Annotated in this window: 14 protein-coding genes and 1 pseudogene; 12 read left to right on the forward strand and 3 right to left on the reverse strand. The window is 68.7% G+C overall.

Translation table 11 applies throughout. From position 1 onward, the window contains the following. Nucleotides 1–5 precede the first annotated feature (5 nt). A complete protein-coding gene (locus tag AC0L6G_RS00065; RefSeq protein WP_291536148.1) occupies nt 6–650 on the forward strand; it encodes a TetR/AcrR family transcriptional regulator in 645 nt (214 codons plus the stop codon). Here AC0L6G_RS00065 and AC0L6G_RS00070 read toward each other — a convergent pair. Beyond that, nucleotides 647–2,077: a coniferyl aldehyde dehydrogenase gene (locus AC0L6G_RS00070; protein WP_473252683.1), complete on the reverse strand. Its 1,431-nt coding sequence runs from the start codon at nt 2,075–2,077 to the stop codon at nt 647–649. The genes AC0L6G_RS00065 and AC0L6G_RS00070 overlap by 4 nt on opposite strands. A 107-nt stretch (nt 2,078–2,184) precedes the next feature. Between AC0L6G_RS00070 and AC0L6G_RS00075 the strand changes: the two genes are divergently transcribed. The 5 genes from AC0L6G_RS00075 (at nt 2,185) to AC0L6G_RS00095 (ending at nt 8,044) form a co-directional block, all read left to right on the forward strand. Next, nucleotides 2,185–3,474 carry an aminotransferase class III-fold pyridoxal phosphate-dependent enzyme gene (locus AC0L6G_RS00075; RefSeq protein ID WP_473252684.1) on the forward strand — a complete coding sequence of 430 codons (1,290 nt, stop codon included), beginning with the start codon at nt 2,185–2,187 and terminating at the stop codon, nt 3,472–3,474. 12 nt (nt 3,475–3,486) lie between these two features. Then, on the forward strand, nt 3,487–4,431 hold the full coding sequence (locus AC0L6G_RS00080; RefSeq protein WP_473252685.1) for a carbohydrate kinase family protein: 945 nt from the start codon (nt 3,487–3,489) through the stop codon (nt 4,429–4,431). Then, nucleotides 4,428–5,075, forward strand: coding sequence for a class II aldolase/adducin family protein (locus AC0L6G_RS00085; RefSeq protein WP_473252686.1), 648 nt, complete (start codon nt 4,428–4,430; stop codon nt 5,073–5,075). Before AC0L6G_RS00080 ends, AC0L6G_RS00085 begins: the two co-directional genes overlap by 4 nt. A gap of 119 nt (nt 5,076–5,194) precedes the next feature. Further along, nucleotides 5,195–7,231, forward strand: coding sequence for a TonB-dependent receptor (locus tag AC0L6G_RS00090; RefSeq protein ID WP_473252687.1), 2,037 nt, complete (start codon nt 5,195–5,197; stop codon nt 7,229–7,231). A 75-nt stretch (nt 7,232–7,306) separates the two neighbouring features. Then, on the forward strand, nt 7,307–8,044 hold the full coding sequence (locus AC0L6G_RS00095) for a Crp/Fnr family transcriptional regulator (RefSeq protein WP_293828726.1): 738 nt from the start codon (nt 7,307–7,309) through the stop codon (nt 8,042–8,044). Here AC0L6G_RS00095 and AC0L6G_RS00100 read toward each other — a convergent pair. Beyond that, entirely contained in the window at nt 8,041–9,696 is a 1,656-nt protein-coding gene (locus AC0L6G_RS00100) for an amino acid ABC transporter ATP-binding/permease protein (RefSeq protein WP_473252688.1), read from the reverse strand. The genes AC0L6G_RS00095 and AC0L6G_RS00100 overlap by 4 nt on opposite strands. Continuing rightward, nucleotides 9,693–11,297 carry a thiol reductant ABC exporter subunit CydD gene (gene cydD / locus AC0L6G_RS00105; RefSeq protein ID WP_293828345.1) on the reverse strand — a complete coding sequence of 535 codons (1,605 nt, stop codon included), beginning with the start codon at nt 11,295–11,297 and terminating at the stop codon, nt 9,693–9,695. Before cydD ends, AC0L6G_RS00100 begins: the two co-directional genes overlap by 4 nt. Nucleotides 11,298–11,491: 194 nt before the next feature. On the opposite strand from cydD, the gene AC0L6G_RS00110 reads away from it, so the two are divergent. The 6 genes and pseudogenes from AC0L6G_RS00110 (at nt 11,492) to AC0L6G_RS00135 (ending at nt 18,089) form a co-directional block, all read left to right on the forward strand. Next, on the forward strand, nt 11,492–13,072 hold the full coding sequence (locus AC0L6G_RS00110) for a cytochrome ubiquinol oxidase subunit I (RefSeq protein WP_293828361.1): 1,581 nt from the start codon (nt 11,492–11,494) through the stop codon (nt 13,070–13,072). A gap of 25 nt (nt 13,073–13,097) precedes the next feature. After that, nucleotides 13,098–14,246, forward strand: a complete 1,149-nt coding sequence (cydB, locus tag AC0L6G_RS00115) for a cytochrome d ubiquinol oxidase subunit II (protein ID WP_293828347.1) — start codon at nt 13,098–13,100, stop codon at nt 14,244–14,246. A gap of 19 nt (nt 14,247–14,265) precedes the next feature. Continuing rightward, nucleotides 14,266–14,414, forward strand: a pseudogene (gene cydX / locus AC0L6G_RS00120) (cytochrome bd-I oxidase subunit CydX). Next, complete coding sequence (hemN, locus tag AC0L6G_RS00125) at nt 14,401–15,789, forward strand: oxygen-independent coproporphyrinogen III oxidase (RefSeq protein ID WP_293828352.1); 1,389 nt, start codon at nt 14,401–14,403, stop codon at nt 15,787–15,789. The pseudogene cydX and the gene hemN overlap by 14 nt, the downstream one beginning before the upstream one ends. 140 nt (nt 15,790–15,929) lie before the next feature. Beyond that, nucleotides 15,930–17,138: an LL-diaminopimelate aminotransferase gene (locus tag AC0L6G_RS00130; protein WP_293828354.1), complete on the forward strand. Its 1,209-nt coding sequence runs from the start codon at nt 15,930–15,932 to the stop codon at nt 17,136–17,138. Nucleotides 17,139–17,144: 6 nt separating this feature from the next. After that, a complete protein-coding gene (locus tag AC0L6G_RS00135) occupies nt 17,145–18,089 on the forward strand; it encodes a DUF808 domain-containing protein (RefSeq protein ID WP_293828356.1) in 945 nt (314 codons plus the stop codon). Nucleotides 18,090–18,119: the final 30 nt, after the last annotated feature.

Raw genomic sequence — 18,119 nt, forward strand, 5'->3', positions numbered from 1 at the left:
CATCCGTGTCGCTCGAGGCTAAGCTCAAGCCTTCGCAAAGCCGTGCGCACCAGACTTTCGAAGCCATTCTGGCCGTATCGGGCGAGCTGCTGGCCGAGGTGGGGTTCGAACGGCTCTCGACCAACCTGGTGTGTCAGCGCGCCGGACTGACGCCGCCGGCGCTCTATCGCTATTTCCCGAACAAATACGCCATTCTCAGCGAATTGGGCCGCCGTTTGATGGACGCCCAGGATCGTGCGGTGTTCGACTGGATCGAAGCTGGCGGCCTAGTCGCGGATTCGATGGACGAGGCGATAGCCAAGAACCGCGAGATTCAGGAAACGGTGAACCAGATCACGCGCGACATGCCTGGCGGCGTGTGGATTCTGAGGGCCATGCGCGCCGTGCCGATGCTGCAGGACATCCGTATCGCTTCGCGCGACAAGGTGGCGCGTCACACAGCCGAACGCTTGTTGGAGCAATATCCGGCATCGAGCACCGAAGAAATCTACGCCGCCACGCGCATCACCACGGAATTGATGATGGCCGCGACCGAAATGGTGCTGGAGCAGCCGGACGCCGACGAGGCCCTGGTCACTCAGGAGGTGTGCCGGATGGTGTGTCTCTATTATTCGCAGTTCGCCGGCGGAAAGACCCGCTACAACCTCTAACGTCTGATCTGGGCGGCCAAGTACCTGCGGATCGCCGGTCCGAAGGGCGGGCGAAGATCCTTCAGCGGGCCGATATCGCTGGCGATCTGCTCGAACACGGCGCGGCGGTGGCTGAAGGCCATGAAGCCGTCGCGCCCATGATAGGCGCCGAAGCCTGAGGGGCCGACGCCCCCGAACGGCAACCTTTCCTGGGCGACATGGAAGATCACGTCGTTGACGGTCACGCCGCCGCTGCGTGTTCGCCCCAGAACGACATTGCGCTCTTGCGGGTCGGTTCCGAACCAATAGAGCGCCAGTGGGTGGTCATGGGCGTTGACGTAGGCGATGGCGTCTTCGGTCCGGTCGTAGGCCATGACCGGCAGCAGCGGGCCGAATATCTCTTCCTGCATCACCGTCATCTCGTCCGTGGCGCCTAGGATCAAGGTCGGCGCCAGCTTGCGGCTGCCCGAAGGCGCGGTCTCGTCTGCGGGCCTGACCTCGACGATGCGGGCGCCCTTGGCGCGGGCGTCCTCGACGTGGGCCCTCAGTCGCGCCGCATGGCCGTCATGGATGACGGCGGCGTAGTCCGGGTTCGGTTCGATGGTCGGAAAATAGACCGAGGCGGCCCGCGCGGCTTCGCTTGCGAAAGCCTCGACGGCTTCGGCGGGCGCCAGCACATAGTCCGGCGCCAGACAGATCTGGCCGGCGTTCAGGGTCTTGCCGTTCATGATCCGAGCGGCGGCGACGCCCATATCGGCGGTGCGCGACAGGATGGCCGGGCATTTGCCGCCCAATTCCAGCGTGACGGGCGTCAGGGACCGGGCCGCTGTCGCCATGACCTGACGCCCGACCTGCCCGCCGCCGGTGAAGATCAGGTGATCGAAAGGCAAGGCGGCGAAGGCTTGGCCGATGGCGGCGTCTCCCGTGACGACCGCGACCTCCTCCGGCGCGAACGTTCTGGCGATAAGATCCTGCATCAGCGCCGAGGTCCGGGGCGTCAGCTCCGACGGCTTGATCAGGGCGCGGTTGCCGGCGGCCAGGACGCTGGCCAGGGGTGCGAAGACCAGAAAGACCGGAAAGTTCCATGGCGCCATGATCCCGACCACGCCCTTGGGCTGAATCTCGATCCGCGCCCTGGCGCCGAACAGCGCCAGCAGCCCAGGTGTCGGAAGGGCGCGCTCGGGCCGCATCCAGCGCTTCAGTTTCGACCGGGCGTACTTCAGGGCGGAGATCGAGGCGGCGATGTCGGTCAGACGCGAAGCTTCGGGCGCGCGCGAGCCGAAATCGGCCTGCATGGCCTCGCACAGCGGATTCTGATGATCGACGAGAAGGTCGATGCATCGCGTCAGGCGGTCGATGCGCGTCGCTGCATCCGGCGCTCCGTCTCGCAGAACGGCGTCGCGTTGCTGCTGGAAAACGGCGGTGAACGTTCTCTCGTCTGACGGCATGGCGAACTCTCCCTGACAAAGGCCATGGTTGGCTATCGCGACTCCGTCTTGACGTGGATCGTCCGCACCGTAAAGATAGTGAAGACTATTTTATGTGAGGGCGGGACATGAACTGGACCAATACGGCGGATCGTCGTTTGCGCGAGCGGGCAGAGGTGGTGATTCCGGGGGGGATGTATGGCCACCAGTCGGTGACGCTGCTGCCCGACGATTATCCGCAATTCTTCTCGAAGGGGCGAGGGGCGTATCTGTGGGATGTCGATGGCAATCGCTACGTCGATTTCATGTGCGGCTATGGCCCCAGCCTGTTCGGCTATGGCGTCGAATCCATCGACCAAGCCTACATTCGCCGCATGGCGGAGGGCGACACTCTGACAGGCCCGGCCGAGGTGATGGTCGAACTGGCGGAGACCTTCACCGCCCAGGTCAGCCACGCCGACTGGGCCATGTTTTGCAAGAACGGAACCGACGCCACCACCATGGCGCTCATGATCGCGCGCAACCACACCCAGAAGAAGACCATCGTGCGGGCGCGCGGCGCCTATCACGGGGCGGCCCCCTGGTGCACGCCCCTGCCGTTGGGCGTGACCACGGCCGACCGCGCCAATCAGATCTTCTACGACTATAATGACGTCGAAAGTCTGGAAGCGGCGGTCAAGGAGGCCGGAGACGACCTGGCCGCCATCTTCGCCTCTCCGATCAAGCACGACACCTTCGTCGATCAGGAAAGTCCGACCGTCGCCTACGCCACAAGGGCGCGCGAACTGTGCGACGAACATGACGCCCTGTTGATCGTCGACGACGTGCGCGCGGGCTTGCGTCTGGCGCGCGATTGCAGCTGGTCGCTGGTGGGGGTGGAGCCGGACCTGTCGACCTGGGGCAAAGCCATCGCGAACGGTCACGCGATTTCGGCTCTGCTGGGCGCCGAAAAGGCGCGGGGTGCGGCGACCTTCGTCTATGTGACCGGCTCATACTGGTTCTCGGCGGCGCCGATGGCCGCGGCGCTCGAGACCTTCCGCCTGATCCGCGAAACCGACTATCTGGAAAAGACCCAGGCCTTGGGGCGACGGCTGCGCGCGGGCCTGGACGAGGCGGCGGCGCGCCGCGGTTTCGCCTTGCGCCAGACCGGGCCGGAAGAACTGCCGTTGATCATGTTCGAGGACGATGCGGACATGGCTAAGGGCTATTTCTGGACCGACGCCCTGATCCGCCGCGGCGTCTACTTCCACCCCTGGCACAACATGTTCTTTTCGGCGGCGATGACCGAGGAAGACATCGATTTCACCCTCGAGGCGGCGGATGAGAGCTTCAAGCTTTTGAAAGCCGCGGGCCCTCTGGAACCGGTCGGCAAGCTTCAGATGGCGCATCAGGCGCTTCAGATGCTGCAGCCACTCTGAGCGGGGTCCGTCATGTCAAACAGCGGACTGATCTGTCTGGGCCTGACGACGCTGGACGTCGTGGCCTTGCCGATCGACGCCCTGCCTGCTGATGAAGGCACCACCCTGGTCGAACGAATCGTGATCGTGCCGGCTGGCACGGCGGGCGGCGCGGCGATGGTCGCCGCCGCCCTGGGCCTGGAAACCCGTTTGGCGACAGCCTTGGGCGGCGACCTGGCAGGACGCGTCGTACGCTTGGCCTTGGAGGACCAGGGCGTTGACCTGACGCTCATCGAGACGCTGCCGGACTTGCCGACGTCAACGACCATCCTGGCGGTCAATTCCCAGGGCGGACGTCCGAACTTTCACGCCATGGGCGCAGGCTTCTTCGCAGGTCCGTCCGATGCGATCGCCAAGGCGGCCGGCCAGACGCGGTTCCTGCACTACGCAGGCGTAGGCGGCCCTCGGCTCGACGGGGGGCCTGGCGCGCAACTGCTCGAGACCGCGAAGGCGGCGGGCGCCACCGTCACCTGCGATCTGATATCGCCTCAGCCCGGCGCTCTGGACGAATTGCGCCGCTTGCTCCCCTACGTCGACTACTTCCTGCCCAGCGCGGCCGAGGCGGTGATGCTTTCAGGTCGGGACGATCTGGCCGATGCCGCGCGCTTCTTCACCGGCTTCGGCGCGGGGAACTGCATCATCAAGGCAGGCGCTCGCGGCGCCGTCGCCTTGCTGGACGGGGCGGTGATCACGGTTCCTTCCTACGAAATCACGCCGGTCGATACGACCAGTTGCGGCGACGCCTTCTGCGCGGGTTTCATCGTCGCGCTGGACAAGGGCTATAGCCCTCACGATGCTTGCCGTTTTGCTGGAGCGACCGCCGCCCTGGTGGCCCAGGGACCCGGCACCTTGGGCCTGCTCGCCGGCTTCGATGATGTGAAGTCCGCCATGTCCACGCTATCGACGAGAGCAGCATGACCATGACAGATGAAGATCGCCTCCGCGCGGGTGTGGTGGCCGTCATGCAGGCCATGGATGCGCGCGGCCTTAATCGCGGGACCTCCGGCAACGTCTCTGCGCGCCTGGGAGAAGCGATGCTGGTGTCGCCCAGCGGCGTTCCGCCAGAGCGTTTGACGCCCGACGCCGTTGTTCGGGTCGAAGCCGACGGATCGACCCCGGCAGGCTCGCTGAAACCGTCCAGCGAATGGCGGATGCACTGGCGGCTTCTGGCGCTGCGTCCCGACTGCAACGCCGTCGTCCATTGTCATTCCCGTCATGCGACGATCCTGGCCTGCGCCAACAAGCCGATCCCGCCGATGCATTATATGGTCGCGGTCGGCGGCGGCGCCTCGGTTCCGGTCGCGCCTTACGCCACCTTCGGTTCGGACGCTCTGGCGGACACCGTGATAGAAACCCTGGGCGGTCGTTACGCCGCGCTGATGGCCAATCACGGCCAAGTCGTCGTCGCGCCCAGCCTGGAGTTAGCCTTGCTGATCGCCGAGGAAATCGAGGAACAGGCTGCCGTCTATTGGGGCACCATCGCGCTGGGCGGCCCAGTTCTGCTCGACAATGCTGAAATGGCCCGCATCCTCGACCGTTTCAGAAGTTACGGGCAAAAGTGAGCGTTAAGGCGTTGTCGCCCTGCCCGGGCGCTCCGCGCAACCGGCGTGTTCGCCGCCGGTCGCGGTCATTTCGTCGCCCTGGGCTTTCATGGCGCGCCTCCAGCCCGTATCGAGGACGGATGTTGCAAGACGTTCCTCCCCCCGTCGTCGCGCCCGCCGCCCTGCCCGAGATCGTCGTGACCGCCGCGCGCTTGCCGCCGGCGGCGGCGGACGCGGCCTTTTCTGTGGTCAGGATCGACCAGGCCGTCCTGTCACGTTCGGCGCGGATCGACGAGGCCCTGCGCTCCGTGCCGGCCGTGTCGCTGTTTCGCCGCACCACCAGCCTGGCGGCCAATCCGACGACCCAGGGGCTTTCGCTCAGAGCCATAGCGCCGTCGGGCGCGGGGCGGACGCTGGTGTTGCTGGACGGGGCGCCGCTGAACGATCCGTTCGGAGGCTGGGTGATCTGGTCCCAGGCCGCGCCGGAATCGCTGGAGGGCGTGGACGTGGTGCGCGGCGCGGGATCGGGGCCGTATGGCGCCGGCGCCCTGACCGGCGCGATCACCCTGCGCGAACGCAGCCAGGGCGGGGTGCTGGATGTTTCGGCGGCCGAGCGGGGCGGGATGCGGGCGGCGGGGTCGGCCTCGGCCCGGCTGGGGCCGGTCGCGGTGACGCTGAGCGGCCTGCGCGAGGTCAGCGACGGCTATGTTCCGGTGCGCGGGCCGGCGGCGGGGGCGGCGGACACGCCCCTGGACCTGGACAGCCGCGCCGCCGCCGTTCGGATCGACGGCGCCGTGGGCCGGACCAACCTGTCGATGCGGGCGGCGACCTGGGAGGAGGATCGGGGATCGGGCCTGGCGGGCACGCGCGCCAACGCCAGCGGCCATAGCTTGAGCGCCGCGGTCGCCCAGGCCCCGAGCGCAGACGGCTATGGCTGGCGGCTGCAGGCCTGGCGCATCGACAGCGACTTGGCCAACAGCTCCGCCTCGGTGTCCGCCGACCGGGCGACCACGACCCCGGCGAACGATCAATACAAGACCCCCGCGATCGGCTGGGGCCTGAACGCCGCCCTGCGTCGGCGGGTGTCGGATTTCGCCGGCGGGCGGCTGGAATGGGAACTGGGCGCGGACGCGCGTTTCAACGAGGGACAGACGAACGAGTTCTTCAGCAATCCGACGGGTGCGGGCTTCGCGCGCGGCCGCCGGGCGGGCGGGGAGACCTCGGTCGGCGGGGTCTATGTCGACGGGTCCTGGACAGGCGGCGACTGGCTGGTCGCGGGCGGCGTCCGGGTGGATCGATGGGAGAACAGGGGCGGGTTCCGCGACGAATATACGCTGGCGACAGGCGCCGTGCTGTTGGACGAGACCGACCCGGACCGTTCCGGCGAGGTGGTCAGCGCGCGCCTGGCCGCGCGGCGCGATCTGGGCGGAGGCTATGCGGCGAGGGCGGCGGCCTATTCCGGCTTCCGGCCGGCGACGCTGAACGAACTGCATCGGCCGTTCCGGGTCGGCAACGACATCACCGAGGCCAACGCCGCCCTTACCCCCGAGACGCTGAACGGCGTCGAGACGGGCCTGGCCTTCGACCGCGACGGTCTGCGCTGGGGCGCGACCGTGTTCTGGAATCAGATCGAGGACGCCATCGTCAATGTGACGATCGGGACGGGGCCGGCGACTTTTCCGCGCGCGGGCTTCGTGCCGGCGGGCGGCGTCCTGCGCCAGCGCCAGAACGCCGGCGTCATCGACGCCTGGGGCGTGGAACTGACGGGGACGGCGGACCTGACGCCCGCCCTGTCGCTGAACGGCGCCGTGTCCTGGACCGACGCGACCGTGGACGGCGGGGCGTCGGCGCCGCAACTGACCGGCCTGAGGCCCGCCCAGGCGCCGGAATGGAGCGCGACCGCCGGCCTGGACTGGCGGCTGTCCGGGGCGCTGACCTTGGCGCTGGCCGCGCGGTACGAATCGCGGCGGTTCGACGACGATCTGAACAGCCGCACCCTGGCGGACGCCGTGACCCTGGATGCGCGCGCCGAATGGGCGCTGAATCCGCGCACGACCCTGTGGCTTGCGGCGGACAATCTGTTCGACGAGGATGTCGAGGTTTCCCAGACCGGAAACGGGGTCGCCGGCTATGGCCCGCCGCGCGCCGCCAGCATCGGCCTGCGGCTGAGTTACTGATCGTCGCACGGCCGCGCAGGCCAGATTTGCACCGGCGGCCCGCGCGCCTTAGGCTTCCGGCGAACGCGAGGCCTGATGTTGGAATTCCGATCCCTGTCGAACGCATGCCTGGAGCGGCGCCAGAGCACGGTCTGCGACGCCTGCGGCGCGCGGCCGTTCAGCGTCTGCGCCAGCTTGAATCCTGAGGACATGGCGGTGCTGGACGCCATCGCCGAGCAGGTGTCGCTCCAGGCCGATGCGGTTCTGGCGCGCGAAGGCGACCCGGCCAACAGCGTGTTCAACATCACCTCCGGCTCGGTGCGGCTCTACAAGCTGCTGGCCGACGGACGGCGGCAGATCATCGGCTTCCTGTTCGCGGGCGACTTCATCGGCCTGGCGTCGGGCAAGGATTACGGCTTCTCGGCGGAGGCGATCGAGCCGACCACCGTGTGCCGGTTCCGCAAAACCGACTATCAGGCGGTCGTCCGCGCGCGACCGGTGCTGGAGGCGGCGCTGCTGGAGCGGGCGATGCATGAACTGGCGGCGGCGCAGAAACAGATGCTGCTGCTGGGCCGCAAGACGGCCAGGGAACGACTGGCCTCCTTCCTGCTGGACCTTCCGGCGCGCGATCCGATGCGGCCGTCGCGCGACAACCGGGTGCGCCTGCCGATGACGCGGGCGGAAATGGCGGACTATCTGGGCCTGACCATCGAGACGGTCAGCCGCGAACTGACCAAGCTGAAGAACGCCCAGGTGATCCAGGCCCTGTCGCTGCACGAGATCGAGGTGGAACGCCCCGACCGGCTGCAGGAACTGGCCGACGGCGAGGTTTAGGCGGCGTTCCGCCGCTCCGAGGCCAGACGGATCCGGCCGTCTTCCGCCAAGCCCTCGATGCGGATCGTGCGGGGACAGAGAGCCATGGGCGGCGTGCGGTGGCTGATCAGGATCAGGCCTTGGCCGCGTTCGGCCAGCCGCCTGTCCAGCGCGGCCAAGACATGGGCTTCGGTCGCGGCGTCCAGTCCCTCGGTCGGTTCGTCCAGCACCAGCCAGGGGGCGTCGCGCAGATAGGCCCGGGCCAGGTTCAGCCGGCGGCGCTCTCCGCCCGACAGCCGTTCCCCGTTCGATCCTACGGGCGCATCCAGACCCAGGGGCTCGGCCATGATTCGTGCAGCCAGGCCGGCATCGTCCAGGGCGCGCCACATCGCCGCCGCATCGGCCGGGCCAGCCAGACGCAGGTTGTCGCGCACCGAACCGTCCAGCAGCCGCACGTCCTGGGCCGCATAGGCGAACAGGGCGCGGCGATCGCGGGGCGCGATGTCGGCGATGTCGACGCCGCCGATCCGCATCTCGTCCGCCAGGGCGGGGCGCAGACCGATCAGCCGTTCGACCAGGGTCGTCTTGCCGACTCCCGACGGGCCGAACAGGCCCAGACGCGCGGGCGGCGACAGCGGATCGCCTGCGCCGATCAGCGCCACGGCGTCGTCCTGTGGCTTGCGGGGGTATTCGGTCGCCACGTCGGGCAGGGCCGCATCCAGCCGAGCCAGGGCCTGGGCGGCGGCGCCGTTCTGATGCAGGGCGGCGACCAGGCCGCCGGCGGCCTCGATCCCCATGATGGCGGCCAGGGCGGCCAGGGCCGTCAGCGGCAGGGCGGCCCCGGCGCTGGCCGGCACGACCAGGGCGACCGCGACCGCGACCGCCACGGCCTGCCAGGCGGCCATCCAGCCGGCGGCCTCGGTCAGGGCGATCTGGGCCCGGTCGTGGTCGGCCGCCGCCGTCGCCGCCTGCTCCACGGCCCAGCGCTCCAGCCCATAGGCCTTGAGCTCGGGCGTGACGGCCTCCAGGGCGGCCAGCCGGTCCTTCAGCGCCCCGACCGCCATTTGGGCCGCGCGTCCCGCCGGTTCGGCCAGGCGTCGGGCGATCACGACGCCGCCGATGCAGGCCGACGCCATCGACAGCAACAGGGCCAGGCCGGCCAGCGGCGTCGCCAAGCTGGCCAGGGCGATGGCGGCGACGGCCCCTGCGCCCAGGCTGACGGGGACGGAGCGACGCACGAACAGGGTCTGGATCGCATCGACATCCTGCACCAGCCGGGCGGACATCTCGCCGGACGACAGGCCAAGGGCGGTTTCTGGCGGACCGTCGGCGATAGCGCGGAACAGTTGCGGGCGAAGCCGGGCCAGAGCCTTCAGCGCCGCTTCGTGCCCGGCGACCCGTTCGACATATCGGCCTCCGGTGCGCAGGATGGCCAACAGGCGGATGATGGCGCTGGGCATCATGTAGTTGAAGCTCTGGGCCGCCGCCGCCCCCGCCGCCCCGGCGAAGGCGGCCCCGGTGATGAACCAGCCCGACAGGCCCAACAGGCAGACGGCCGCCACCGTGACCACGGCGCCTGCGGCGGCCGCCAGCCGAAGGCGGGCGCGCTGTTCCTGCGTCTGGGCGGCGATCAGTCCGCCGATCCGTCCCCCGGACCGAATCGTCCGGCTCATAGCTGCACCACCCGGTCGGCCAGGGCCGCGACGGCCGGGGAGTGGGTGGCGATCAGCGTGGTGCGGCCGCGCGCCGCCCGGGCGATGACGGCGATCATCGCCTGTTCGGAGGCCGGATCCAGATTGGCCGTCGGTTCGTCCAGCAGCAGGATGGGCGCGCGTTTCAGCAGCGCGCGGGCCAAGCCCAGACGCCGCCGTTCGCCGCCCGACAGGCCGCCGCCACGCTCGTCGATCCGACGATCCAGGTCGCCCGTCAGGCCGGCCGTGCGCGCCGCCAGGGCCACCCGGCCCGGACAACTGGCGGGATCGGCCAGGGCTATGTTGCGGGCCAGGTCGCCCGGCACGACGATGGGCTGCTGGCTGGCCCAGGCGATGCGGCCGGCGACATCGCCGTCCACGCCCAGTTTCGCTGCGCCGATCTCGACTTCGCCCCCGCTCAGGGGCGCAAGGCCCAACAGCAGGTGCAGCAGGCTGGACTTGCCCGCCCCGCTGGCCCCCGTCAGGGCGACGATCTGGCCGGGCGCGACGTCCAAGTCGAAGTTTCGAATGACCGGCGTGCGGCCGTCATAGGCGACGGACACGTCCCGGAAGCGGATGGCCGGCGCCAGGTCGCCCAGCGGCGCGCGCGGCCGTTCGACCGGGGCGGGCGTGACCAGCGAAGGCGCGGCGGCCTCCGCGGCCTGGCGGTCGTGATAGGCCGCGGCCAGCCGGCGCAGCGGCTGATAGACCTCCGGCGCCAGGGCCAGGACGAAGAAGGCGCGCGGCAGGTCCAGCGCCTCCGGCACGGGGAAGGGCAACAGCCGCAGCAGGTTGAACCCGCAATAGACCGCGATCAGGGCCACCGACAGGGCCGAGAAGAACTCCAGCACTCCCGACGACAGGAAGGCGATCCGCATCACCCGCGCGGTGCGGCGTTCCAATTCGTTCGACGCCTGGGCGATCTGGTCGGTCGTGCGGCCGACCGCATCGAAGGCCAGGATGGCGGGCAGGGTGCGCACCCGGTCGATGAACAGGCCCGACAGCCGCTCCAGCGCCTGAAACTGGCGACGGCTCTCGCCCGCTGCGGCTGTCCCGGCCAGGGCCATGCCGACGATGAAGGGAAACAGGGTGAACAACAGCACGCCCGCCGCCACGGGGCTGGCCACGGCCGCAGCCGCGATCAGCAGCAGGGGCGACAGGGCGGCGGCCAGGCGCAAGGGAGCGAACCGGGCGTAGTAGCCGTCCAGCGCGCCGGTCCCTTCGACCAGGGCGGTCAGGCGATCGTTCGACCGCAAGCCCCGGCCGAACAGATCGGCCAGAAGCCGGCCGCGCACCTCGGTCTTGACCGCCCGTCCCAGCCGTGCGCCCACGACGACGGCGGCCTGGCCGATCATGGCGCGCGAGACCAGGCTGAGAACGGCCAGCGCCAGCCAGGGGGCGGCTGCGATCAGGCCGTGCTGGAAGTTCGAAATCGCCAGGGCCAGGCCGGCGGCGAAACCGATAGCGGGAACCACGTCCGCCACGGTCAGCAGCCCCGCCGCCGTCGCCAGGCGACGCCAGGGCCGGCCGGCGGCTTTCAGCCAGGCGGCCGGCGCGACGGCATCGGGCGAAATGGCGGTCATCGACAAACTCCAGCACACGCCATCGCCGCACGCTACTCAACAAAACGTCGTTGGACGAAGTGTCCAAGGACGAATAGTCCACTAGGGTCCTGCGTCAGAGTTCGCTTTGATCGAGATCAAGGCGACCCGTCTGGCGGCCTTCTAGGGCGGTGGAAACGCCGGCGACCGGGCTGGCGTGACGGAGCAAAGCCATGATCGACCTCGCGGTCGTCGACCTGTCCCGGCTGCAGTTTGCGCTGACGGCCCTTTATCACTTTCTATTCGTGCCCCTGACCCTGGGGCTGTCGTTCATGCTGGTCATCATGGAGTCGATCTATGTGATGACCCGGCGGCCGATCTGGCGGACGATCACCCGTTTCTGGGGCGTGCTGTTCGGCATCAACTTCGTGTTGGGCGTCGCGACCGGCATCACCATGGAGTTCCAGTTCGGCATGAACTGGAGCTACTACAGCCACTATGTCGGCGACATCTTCGGCGCGCCGCTGGCCATCGAAGGGCTGATGGCCTTCTTCCTGGAGGCGACCTTCGTCGGGCTGATGTTCTTCGGCTGGGACAAGCTGAAGCCGCACGCCCACCTGTTCGTCACCTTCATGGTGGCGCTGGGCACCAATCTGTCGGCCCTATGGATCCTGATCGCCAACGGCTGGATGCAGAACCCCGTGGGCTCCGCCTTCAATCCCGACACCATGCGGATGGAGGTGACGGACTTCATGGCCGTGCTGTTCAACCCGGTGGCCCAGGCCAAGTTCGTCCACACGGTCTCGGCCGGTTACGTGATCGCCTCCGTCTTCGTCCTGGGGGTTTCGGCCTTCTATATGCTGCGCGGCAAGCATGTCGGCTTCGCCAAGCGGTCGATGACGGTGGCCTCGGCCTTCGGCCTGGCGGCGTCCCTGTCCGCCGTCGTTCTGGGCGACCAGTCGGGCTACGCCCTGACCGACAACCAGAAGATGAAGCTGGCCGCCCTGGAGGCCATGTGGCACACCGAGCCGGCCCCGGCCGGTCTGACCCTGGTCGGCATACCCTCGATGAAGGACCGCGAGACCTACTTCGGCGTCCATGTGCCATGGGTCATGGGCCTGATCGCGACGCGCACCATCGACAAGCCGGTGGAGGGCATCTTCGAACTGGTGGCCACGGCCCAGGATCGCATCGAATCCGGCGTGATCGCCTATGACGCCCTGGAGAAGGTCAAGGCCAACCCGCAGGACATGGCCGCGCGCGGCGTGTTCGAGACGCACCGTCGCGACCTGGGCTACGCCATGCTGCTGAAGCGCCACGTCGCCGACCCGCGCCAGGCCACGCCTGCGCTGATCCAGCAGGCGGCGTGGGAGACGGTGCCGAACGTTCCGCTGCTGTTCTGGTCGTTCCGCATCATGGCCGGCGTCGGTTTCGCCATGATCGCCCTGTTCGCCACCGCCTTCGTCCTGTGCACCCTGCGTAAACATCACACGCGCTGGTTCCTGCGCCTGGCCGTGCTGGCCATGCCGCTTCCGTGGATCGCGGCCGAATTCGGCTGGATACTGGCCGAGGTCGGACGCCAGCCCTGGGCGGTGGAAGGCGTGCTGCCCACCTTCCTTGGCGCATCGTCCCTGACCGTGCCGCAGCTGTGGGCCACCATCGTCGGCTTCACCCTGCTCTACGGCGCCCTGGCGGTGGTCGAGGTGCGGCTGATGCTGTTCGCCATCAAGAAGGGGCCGTTCCACGAACAGGAGACGTTCGGCGAACCCAGCCCCGAAGCGCCGGCCGAGCGCGCTCCCGCGCCCGCCGTGGCCTGACACAAGACCTTTAGGACATCCGACAATGGATCTTCCCCTCGACTTCGCCACGCTTCGCCTGATCTGGTGGGCGCTGCTGGGCGTGCTTCTGATCGCCTTCGCCCTGACCGATGGTTTCGACCTGGGCGTCGGCGCCCTTCTGCCCTTCGTCGCCAAGACCGACGAGGAGCGCCGCATGGTGATCAACACCGTCGGCGCCACCTGGGAAGGCAACCAGGTGTGGTTCATCCTGGGCGGCGGCGCCATCTTCGCCGCCTGGCCCTTCGTCTATGCGGTCAGCTTCTCGGGCTTCTACCTGGCCATGTTCCTGGTGTTGTCGGCGCTGATCCTGCGGCCGGTGTCGTTCAAATACCGGTCGAAGCGGGCGTCGCCCCAATGGCGGTCGTTCTGGGACTGGTGCCTGTTCATCGGCGGCTTCGTGCCGGCCCTGGTGTTCGGCGTGGCGGTCGGCAACGTCCTCCTGGGCGCGCCCTTCCACCTGGATGGCGACCTGCGGTCCTTCTATGACGGCAGCCTGCTGGGCCTGTTCACTCCCTTCAGCCTGATCGCCGGCCTGTTGTCGGTGGCCATGCTGGTCCTGCACGGCGCGGCCTGGCTGTCGGTCAAGGCCGAACGCGGGCCGGTGCTGGATCGCGCCCGCACCTTCGGCACCATCGCCGGCGTCCTGGCCCTGGTGCTGTTCGCGGCCGGCGGCCTGTATGTCGCTTTCGGCGGCCTGGGCTACCGGATCACCGGCGCCCTGGACGTGAACGGCTTCTCCAACCCGCTGCGCACGACCGTCGAGGCCGCGCCCGGCGCCTGGCTGGACAACTACGGCCGCTATCCCTGGATGATGATCGCGCCGGCCCTGGGCTTCCTGGGCGCGGCGATGGGCCTGATCGGAATGTGGCGTCGGTCCGCGGGCCTCGCCTTCGGCGGGTCGTCCCTGTCCACGGTGGGCATCATCTCCACCGTCGGTCTGTCGATGTTCCCCTTCATCCTGCCCAGCTCGGTCAATCCGCAGTCCAGCCTGACGGTATGGAACGCCTCGTCCAGCCATCTGACCCTGTTCATCATGCTGCTGTGCACGGTCGTCTTCCTGCCGTTGATCCTGATCTACACCGCCTGGGTCTATCGGGTGCTGTGGGGACGGACCTCGACGGCGGCGCTGAAGACCAACCCCGACCTGTATTGAGCCTTAGGAGATTAGAACCATGTGGTATTTTTCCTGATTCTGGGGCTTGGCCTGGCCGTCGGTTTCGGCGTGCTGAACGGGCTGTGGCACGAGTTCCACCTGTTCGACGAGGGCGACGCCGGCCTGTCCACGCCCGACGCCTCGAAAGAGGGCGATGTCCCTCTCTAGCCCCGTCGCGCCATCGCCCGCCGCGTCTTCAGGCGATCTGATCGCCCGCTACGACGCCAATGCGCCGCGCTACACCTCCTACCCGACGGCGGCGCAGTTCACGTCCGCCGTCGGGGCCGAACAGTGGGGCGGCTGGCTGGCGCGCGCGCCGCTGGATCAGGCGGTGTCGCTCTATCTTCACATCCCTTTCTGCAAGCGGCTGTGCTGGTATTGCGGGTGCAACACCCGGGCGGTGAACCGCGAAAGCGTCATCGCCAGCTATGTCGACCTGCTGCTGGCCGAGGCGGATCTGGTCCTGAAGCGGATCGGGCGGCCGGTTCGCGTCGGCTCGATCCATCTGGGCGGCGGCACGCCCAACATGCTGGCGCCGGCCGACCTGGAGCGTCTGTTCGCCGGCCTGGCCGCCCGGTTCGACCTGGGCCACTGTTTCGAGATCGCGGCCGAACTGGACCCCGAAGTGCTGACGCCGGAATGGGTCGAGGCGGCGGGCCGGATCGGCTTGAGCCGCGCCAGCCTGGGGGTGCAGGATCTGTCGCCGGACGTTCAGGCGGCGGTCAATCGTCCCGAACGGTTCGAGACCATCCGCTGGGCGGCCGAGGCGCTGCGGGCGCAGGGACTGGTCTCGCTGAACCTGGATCTGATGTACGGCCTGCCGCGTCAGACGGTGGAGAACGTCGTCACCACCCTGGGCCTGGTCACGACCCTGCGGCCCGAACGGATCGCCCTGTTCGGCTATGCGCACGTGCCGTGGATGAAGCCGCACCAACGGCTGATCAAGGACGCCGACCTGCCCGACGCCCCTGCGCGTTTCCTGCAAAGCCAGGCGGCCGCGCGCTATCTGACCAGCAAGGGATGGACGGCGATCGGGCTGGATCATTTCGCCCTGCCGCACGACGGCCTGGCGGCGGCGCAGCGGGCGGGCCGGCTGCGGCGGAACTTCCAAGGCTACACCACCGACCAGGCTCCTGTACTGATCGGCCTGGGCGTCTCCTCGATCAGCCGCACGCCGGACGGCTATGTCCAGAACCTGTCGCAGGAGCGGGACTGGCGCGCCGCCGTGTCGGCCGGGGGACTGCCGACGGCGCGGGGCGTGGCGCTCAGCGCGCATGACGCCTTCGTGGCCGCGATCATCGAGCGGCTGATGTGCGACTTCGCCGTCGATGTGGCCGAGGTCGCCGCGCGCCTGGGCTGCGCGGCCGACAGCGTGGCCGGCGCCTGGAGCCTGCTGGCGCGGTTCGTCGAGGACGGCCTGATCGAGGTCGACGGCCGGCGGCTGAGCGTCACCCCCCAGGGCCGGCCCTTCGTCCGCGCCGTCTGCGCCGCCTTCGATCCGACGGCCGTCCCGGCGGCCAACCGCCACGCGCGGGTTGTCTGAGGCCTGGATCGTTCGCGGGCGCCAGGATTCGTTGGTCCGCGGGTAAAAAACCGCCTTTGATGCTGGTGCGGGCGGCGCCAGGCGCGCTAATCGCTGGCTGGGCCATCCGTCGGCCCGCCATCCCGAACGCCGAGCCTGTCATGTCCGAAGAATTCTACCGCATGAAGCGGTTGCCGCCCTATGTCATCGCCGAGACCAATGCGATGCGAGCGGCCGCACGTGCGGCGGGCGAGGACGTGATCGACCTGGGGATGGGCAACCCCGACCTGCCGCCGCCGCCCCATGTGATCGACAAGCTGATCGAGGTCGCGCGCAAGCCCGACGCTCACGGCTATTCGGCGTCGCGGGGCATTCCCGGCCTGCGCCGCGCTCAGGCCAACTATTACGGCCGACGTTTCGGCGTCGATCTGGATCCCGAGACCGAGGTGATCGTCACCATGGGCTCCAAGGAAGGCCTGGCGAGCCTGGCCACCGCCATCACCGAGCCGGGCGACGTGATCCTGGCGCCCAATCCATCCTATCCGATCCACACCTTCGGCTTCATCATCGCCGGGGCCGCGATCCGCAGCGTGCCGACCACGCCGGACGAAAAGTATTTCCAGGCGCTGGAGCGGGCGATGGCCTTCACCGTGCCCCGGCCCAAGATTCTGGTGATGAACTATCCGTCGAACCCGACGGCCGAGACCGTGGACCTGGCCTTCTATGAGCGCGTCGTGGACTTCGCCAAGTCGAACGACCTGTGGATCATCAGCGACCTGGCCTATTCGGAACTGTATTACGACGGCAAGCCGACGGTCTCGATCCTGCAGGTGCCAGGGGCCAAGGACGTGGCGATCGAATTCACCTCCCTGTCCAAGACCTACAGCATGGCGGGCTGGCGCATGGGGTTCGCGGTCGGCGCCAGGAAGCTGATCGCGGCCATGGCGCGGGTGAAGTCCTATCTCGACTACGGCGCCTTCACGCCGATCCAGGCGGCCGCCTGCGCGGCGCTGAACGGACCGCAGGACATCGTCGAGCAGAACCGCAAACTGTATCACCGTCGCCGCGACGTGCTGATCGACAGCTTCGGCCGCGCGGGTTGGGACATTCCCAAACCCGCCGCCTCCATGTTCGCCTGGGCGCCGCTGCCGCCGGCGCTGGCCCATATGGGCAGCCTGGAGTTCTCCAAACAGCTTCTGACCCACGCCAAGGTCGCGGTGGCGGCGGGCGTCGGCTATGGCGAGAACGGCGAGGGCTTCGTCCGCATCGCCCTGGTCGAGAACGAGCAACGCATCCGCCAGGCCGCGCGCAACATCAAATCCTATCTGAAATCGCAGGGCGTCAACGTTCCGCCTTACCGGGAAGACTGACCGACCATGCCTTCTGGATTGATCGCGCTGCTGGACGATGTCGCCGGCATCGCCAAACTGGCGGCCGCCTCGCTGGACGATGTCGGGGCCGCCGCCGGCAAGGCCTCGACCAAGGCGGCGGGGGTGGTGGTGGACGATGCGGCGGTGACGCCGCGCTATGTCGCCGGCCTGTCTCCCAGCCGCGAATTGCCGATCATCGGCAAGATCGCCTTGGGGTCGTTCCGCAACAAGCTGATCTTCATCCTGCCGGCGGCGCTGTTGTTGAGCGCCTTCGCGCCTTGGGCCATCACGCCGATCCTGATGTGCGGCGGGACCTATCTGTGCTTCGAGGGCGCCGAGAAGCTGCTGGAGGCCCTTGGCGGCGGCGGTCATGGCGAAGACAGGGTCCAGACCGGCGATGCGGCGGCCCTGGAGAAGACGACGGTGGCGGGGGCGGTGCGAACCGATCTGATCCTGTCGGCCGAGATCATGGCCATCGCCCTGGCCGATGTGGCGGCCCAGCCGATCCTGACCCAGGCGGCGGTGCTGGCGGTGGTCGGGGTCGCCATGACGGTGGCCGTCTATGGGGCGGTCGGCCTGATCGTGAAGATGGACGACATCGGCCTGGCCCTGGCCGAACGCCCCAGCGCCGGGGTGCGTGGCCTGGGGCGCGGCCTGGTCAAGGGGATGCCGGTGGTGATGAGCGCCCTGTCGGTCATCGGCACGGCGGCCATGCTGTGGGTCGGGGGCGGCATCCTGGTCCACGGGTCGCATACGCTGGGCCTGCATTGGCCGGCTGCGCCGCTGGAGCATCTGTCCCACGCCGTGGCCCAGGCGAGCGGGCCGCTGGGCGCGGTGACGGGCTGGCTGACGACCGCTGCGGTCTCGGCTGTCGCGGGCCTGATCGTCGGCGGGCTGGTCGTCCTGATCGTTCATCAGGTCGGGCGCCTGCGCGGCGAGGAATCGCATTAGGGGCGGGCGCGTCTTCGCGCCTGTCATGCA

The sequence above is a fragment of the Brevundimonas sp. D3-1P genome (assembly GCF_055809335.1).

Coding starts and splice junctions, on each gene's coding strand:
- cydB (WP_293828347.1), top strand. CDS start 13,098: ATGGATCTTCCCCTCGACTTCGCCACGCTTCGCCTGATCTGGTGGGCG.
- hemN (WP_293828352.1), top strand. CDS start 14,401: ATGTCCCTCTCTAGCCCCGTCGCGCCATCGCCCGCCGCGTCTTCAGGC.
- AC0L6G_RS00135 (WP_293828356.1), top strand. CDS start 17,145: ATGCCTTCTGGATTGATCGCGCTGCTGGACGATGTCGCCGGCATCGCC.
- AC0L6G_RS00090 (WP_473252687.1), top strand. CDS start 5,195: ATGTTGCAAGACGTTCCTCCCCCCGTCGTCGCGCCCGCCGCCCTGCCC.
- cydD (WP_293828345.1), bottom strand. CDS start 11,297: ATGACCGCCATTTCGCCCGATGCCGTCGCGCCGGCCGCCTGGCTGAAA.
- AC0L6G_RS00100 (WP_473252688.1), bottom strand. CDS start 9,696: ATGAGCCGGACGATTCGGTCCGGGGGACGGATCGGCGGACTGATCGCC.
- AC0L6G_RS00095 (WP_293828726.1), top strand. CDS start 7,307: ATGTTGGAATTCCGATCCCTGTCGAACGCATGCCTGGAGCGGCGCCAG.
- AC0L6G_RS00075 (WP_473252684.1), top strand. CDS start 2,185: ATGAACTGGACCAATACGGCGGATCGTCGTTTGCGCGAGCGGGCAGAG.
- AC0L6G_RS00080 (WP_473252685.1), top strand. CDS start 3,487: ATGTCAAACAGCGGACTGATCTGTCTGGGCCTGACGACGCTGGACGTC.
- AC0L6G_RS00085 (WP_473252686.1), top strand. CDS start 4,428: ATGACCATGACAGATGAAGATCGCCTCCGCGCGGGTGTGGTGGCCGTC.
- AC0L6G_RS00070 (WP_473252683.1), bottom strand. CDS start 2,077: ATGCCGTCAGACGAGAGAACGTTCACCGCCGTTTTCCAGCAGCAACGC.
- AC0L6G_RS00130 (WP_293828354.1), top strand. CDS start 15,930: ATGTCCGAAGAATTCTACCGCATGAAGCGGTTGCCGCCCTATGTCATC.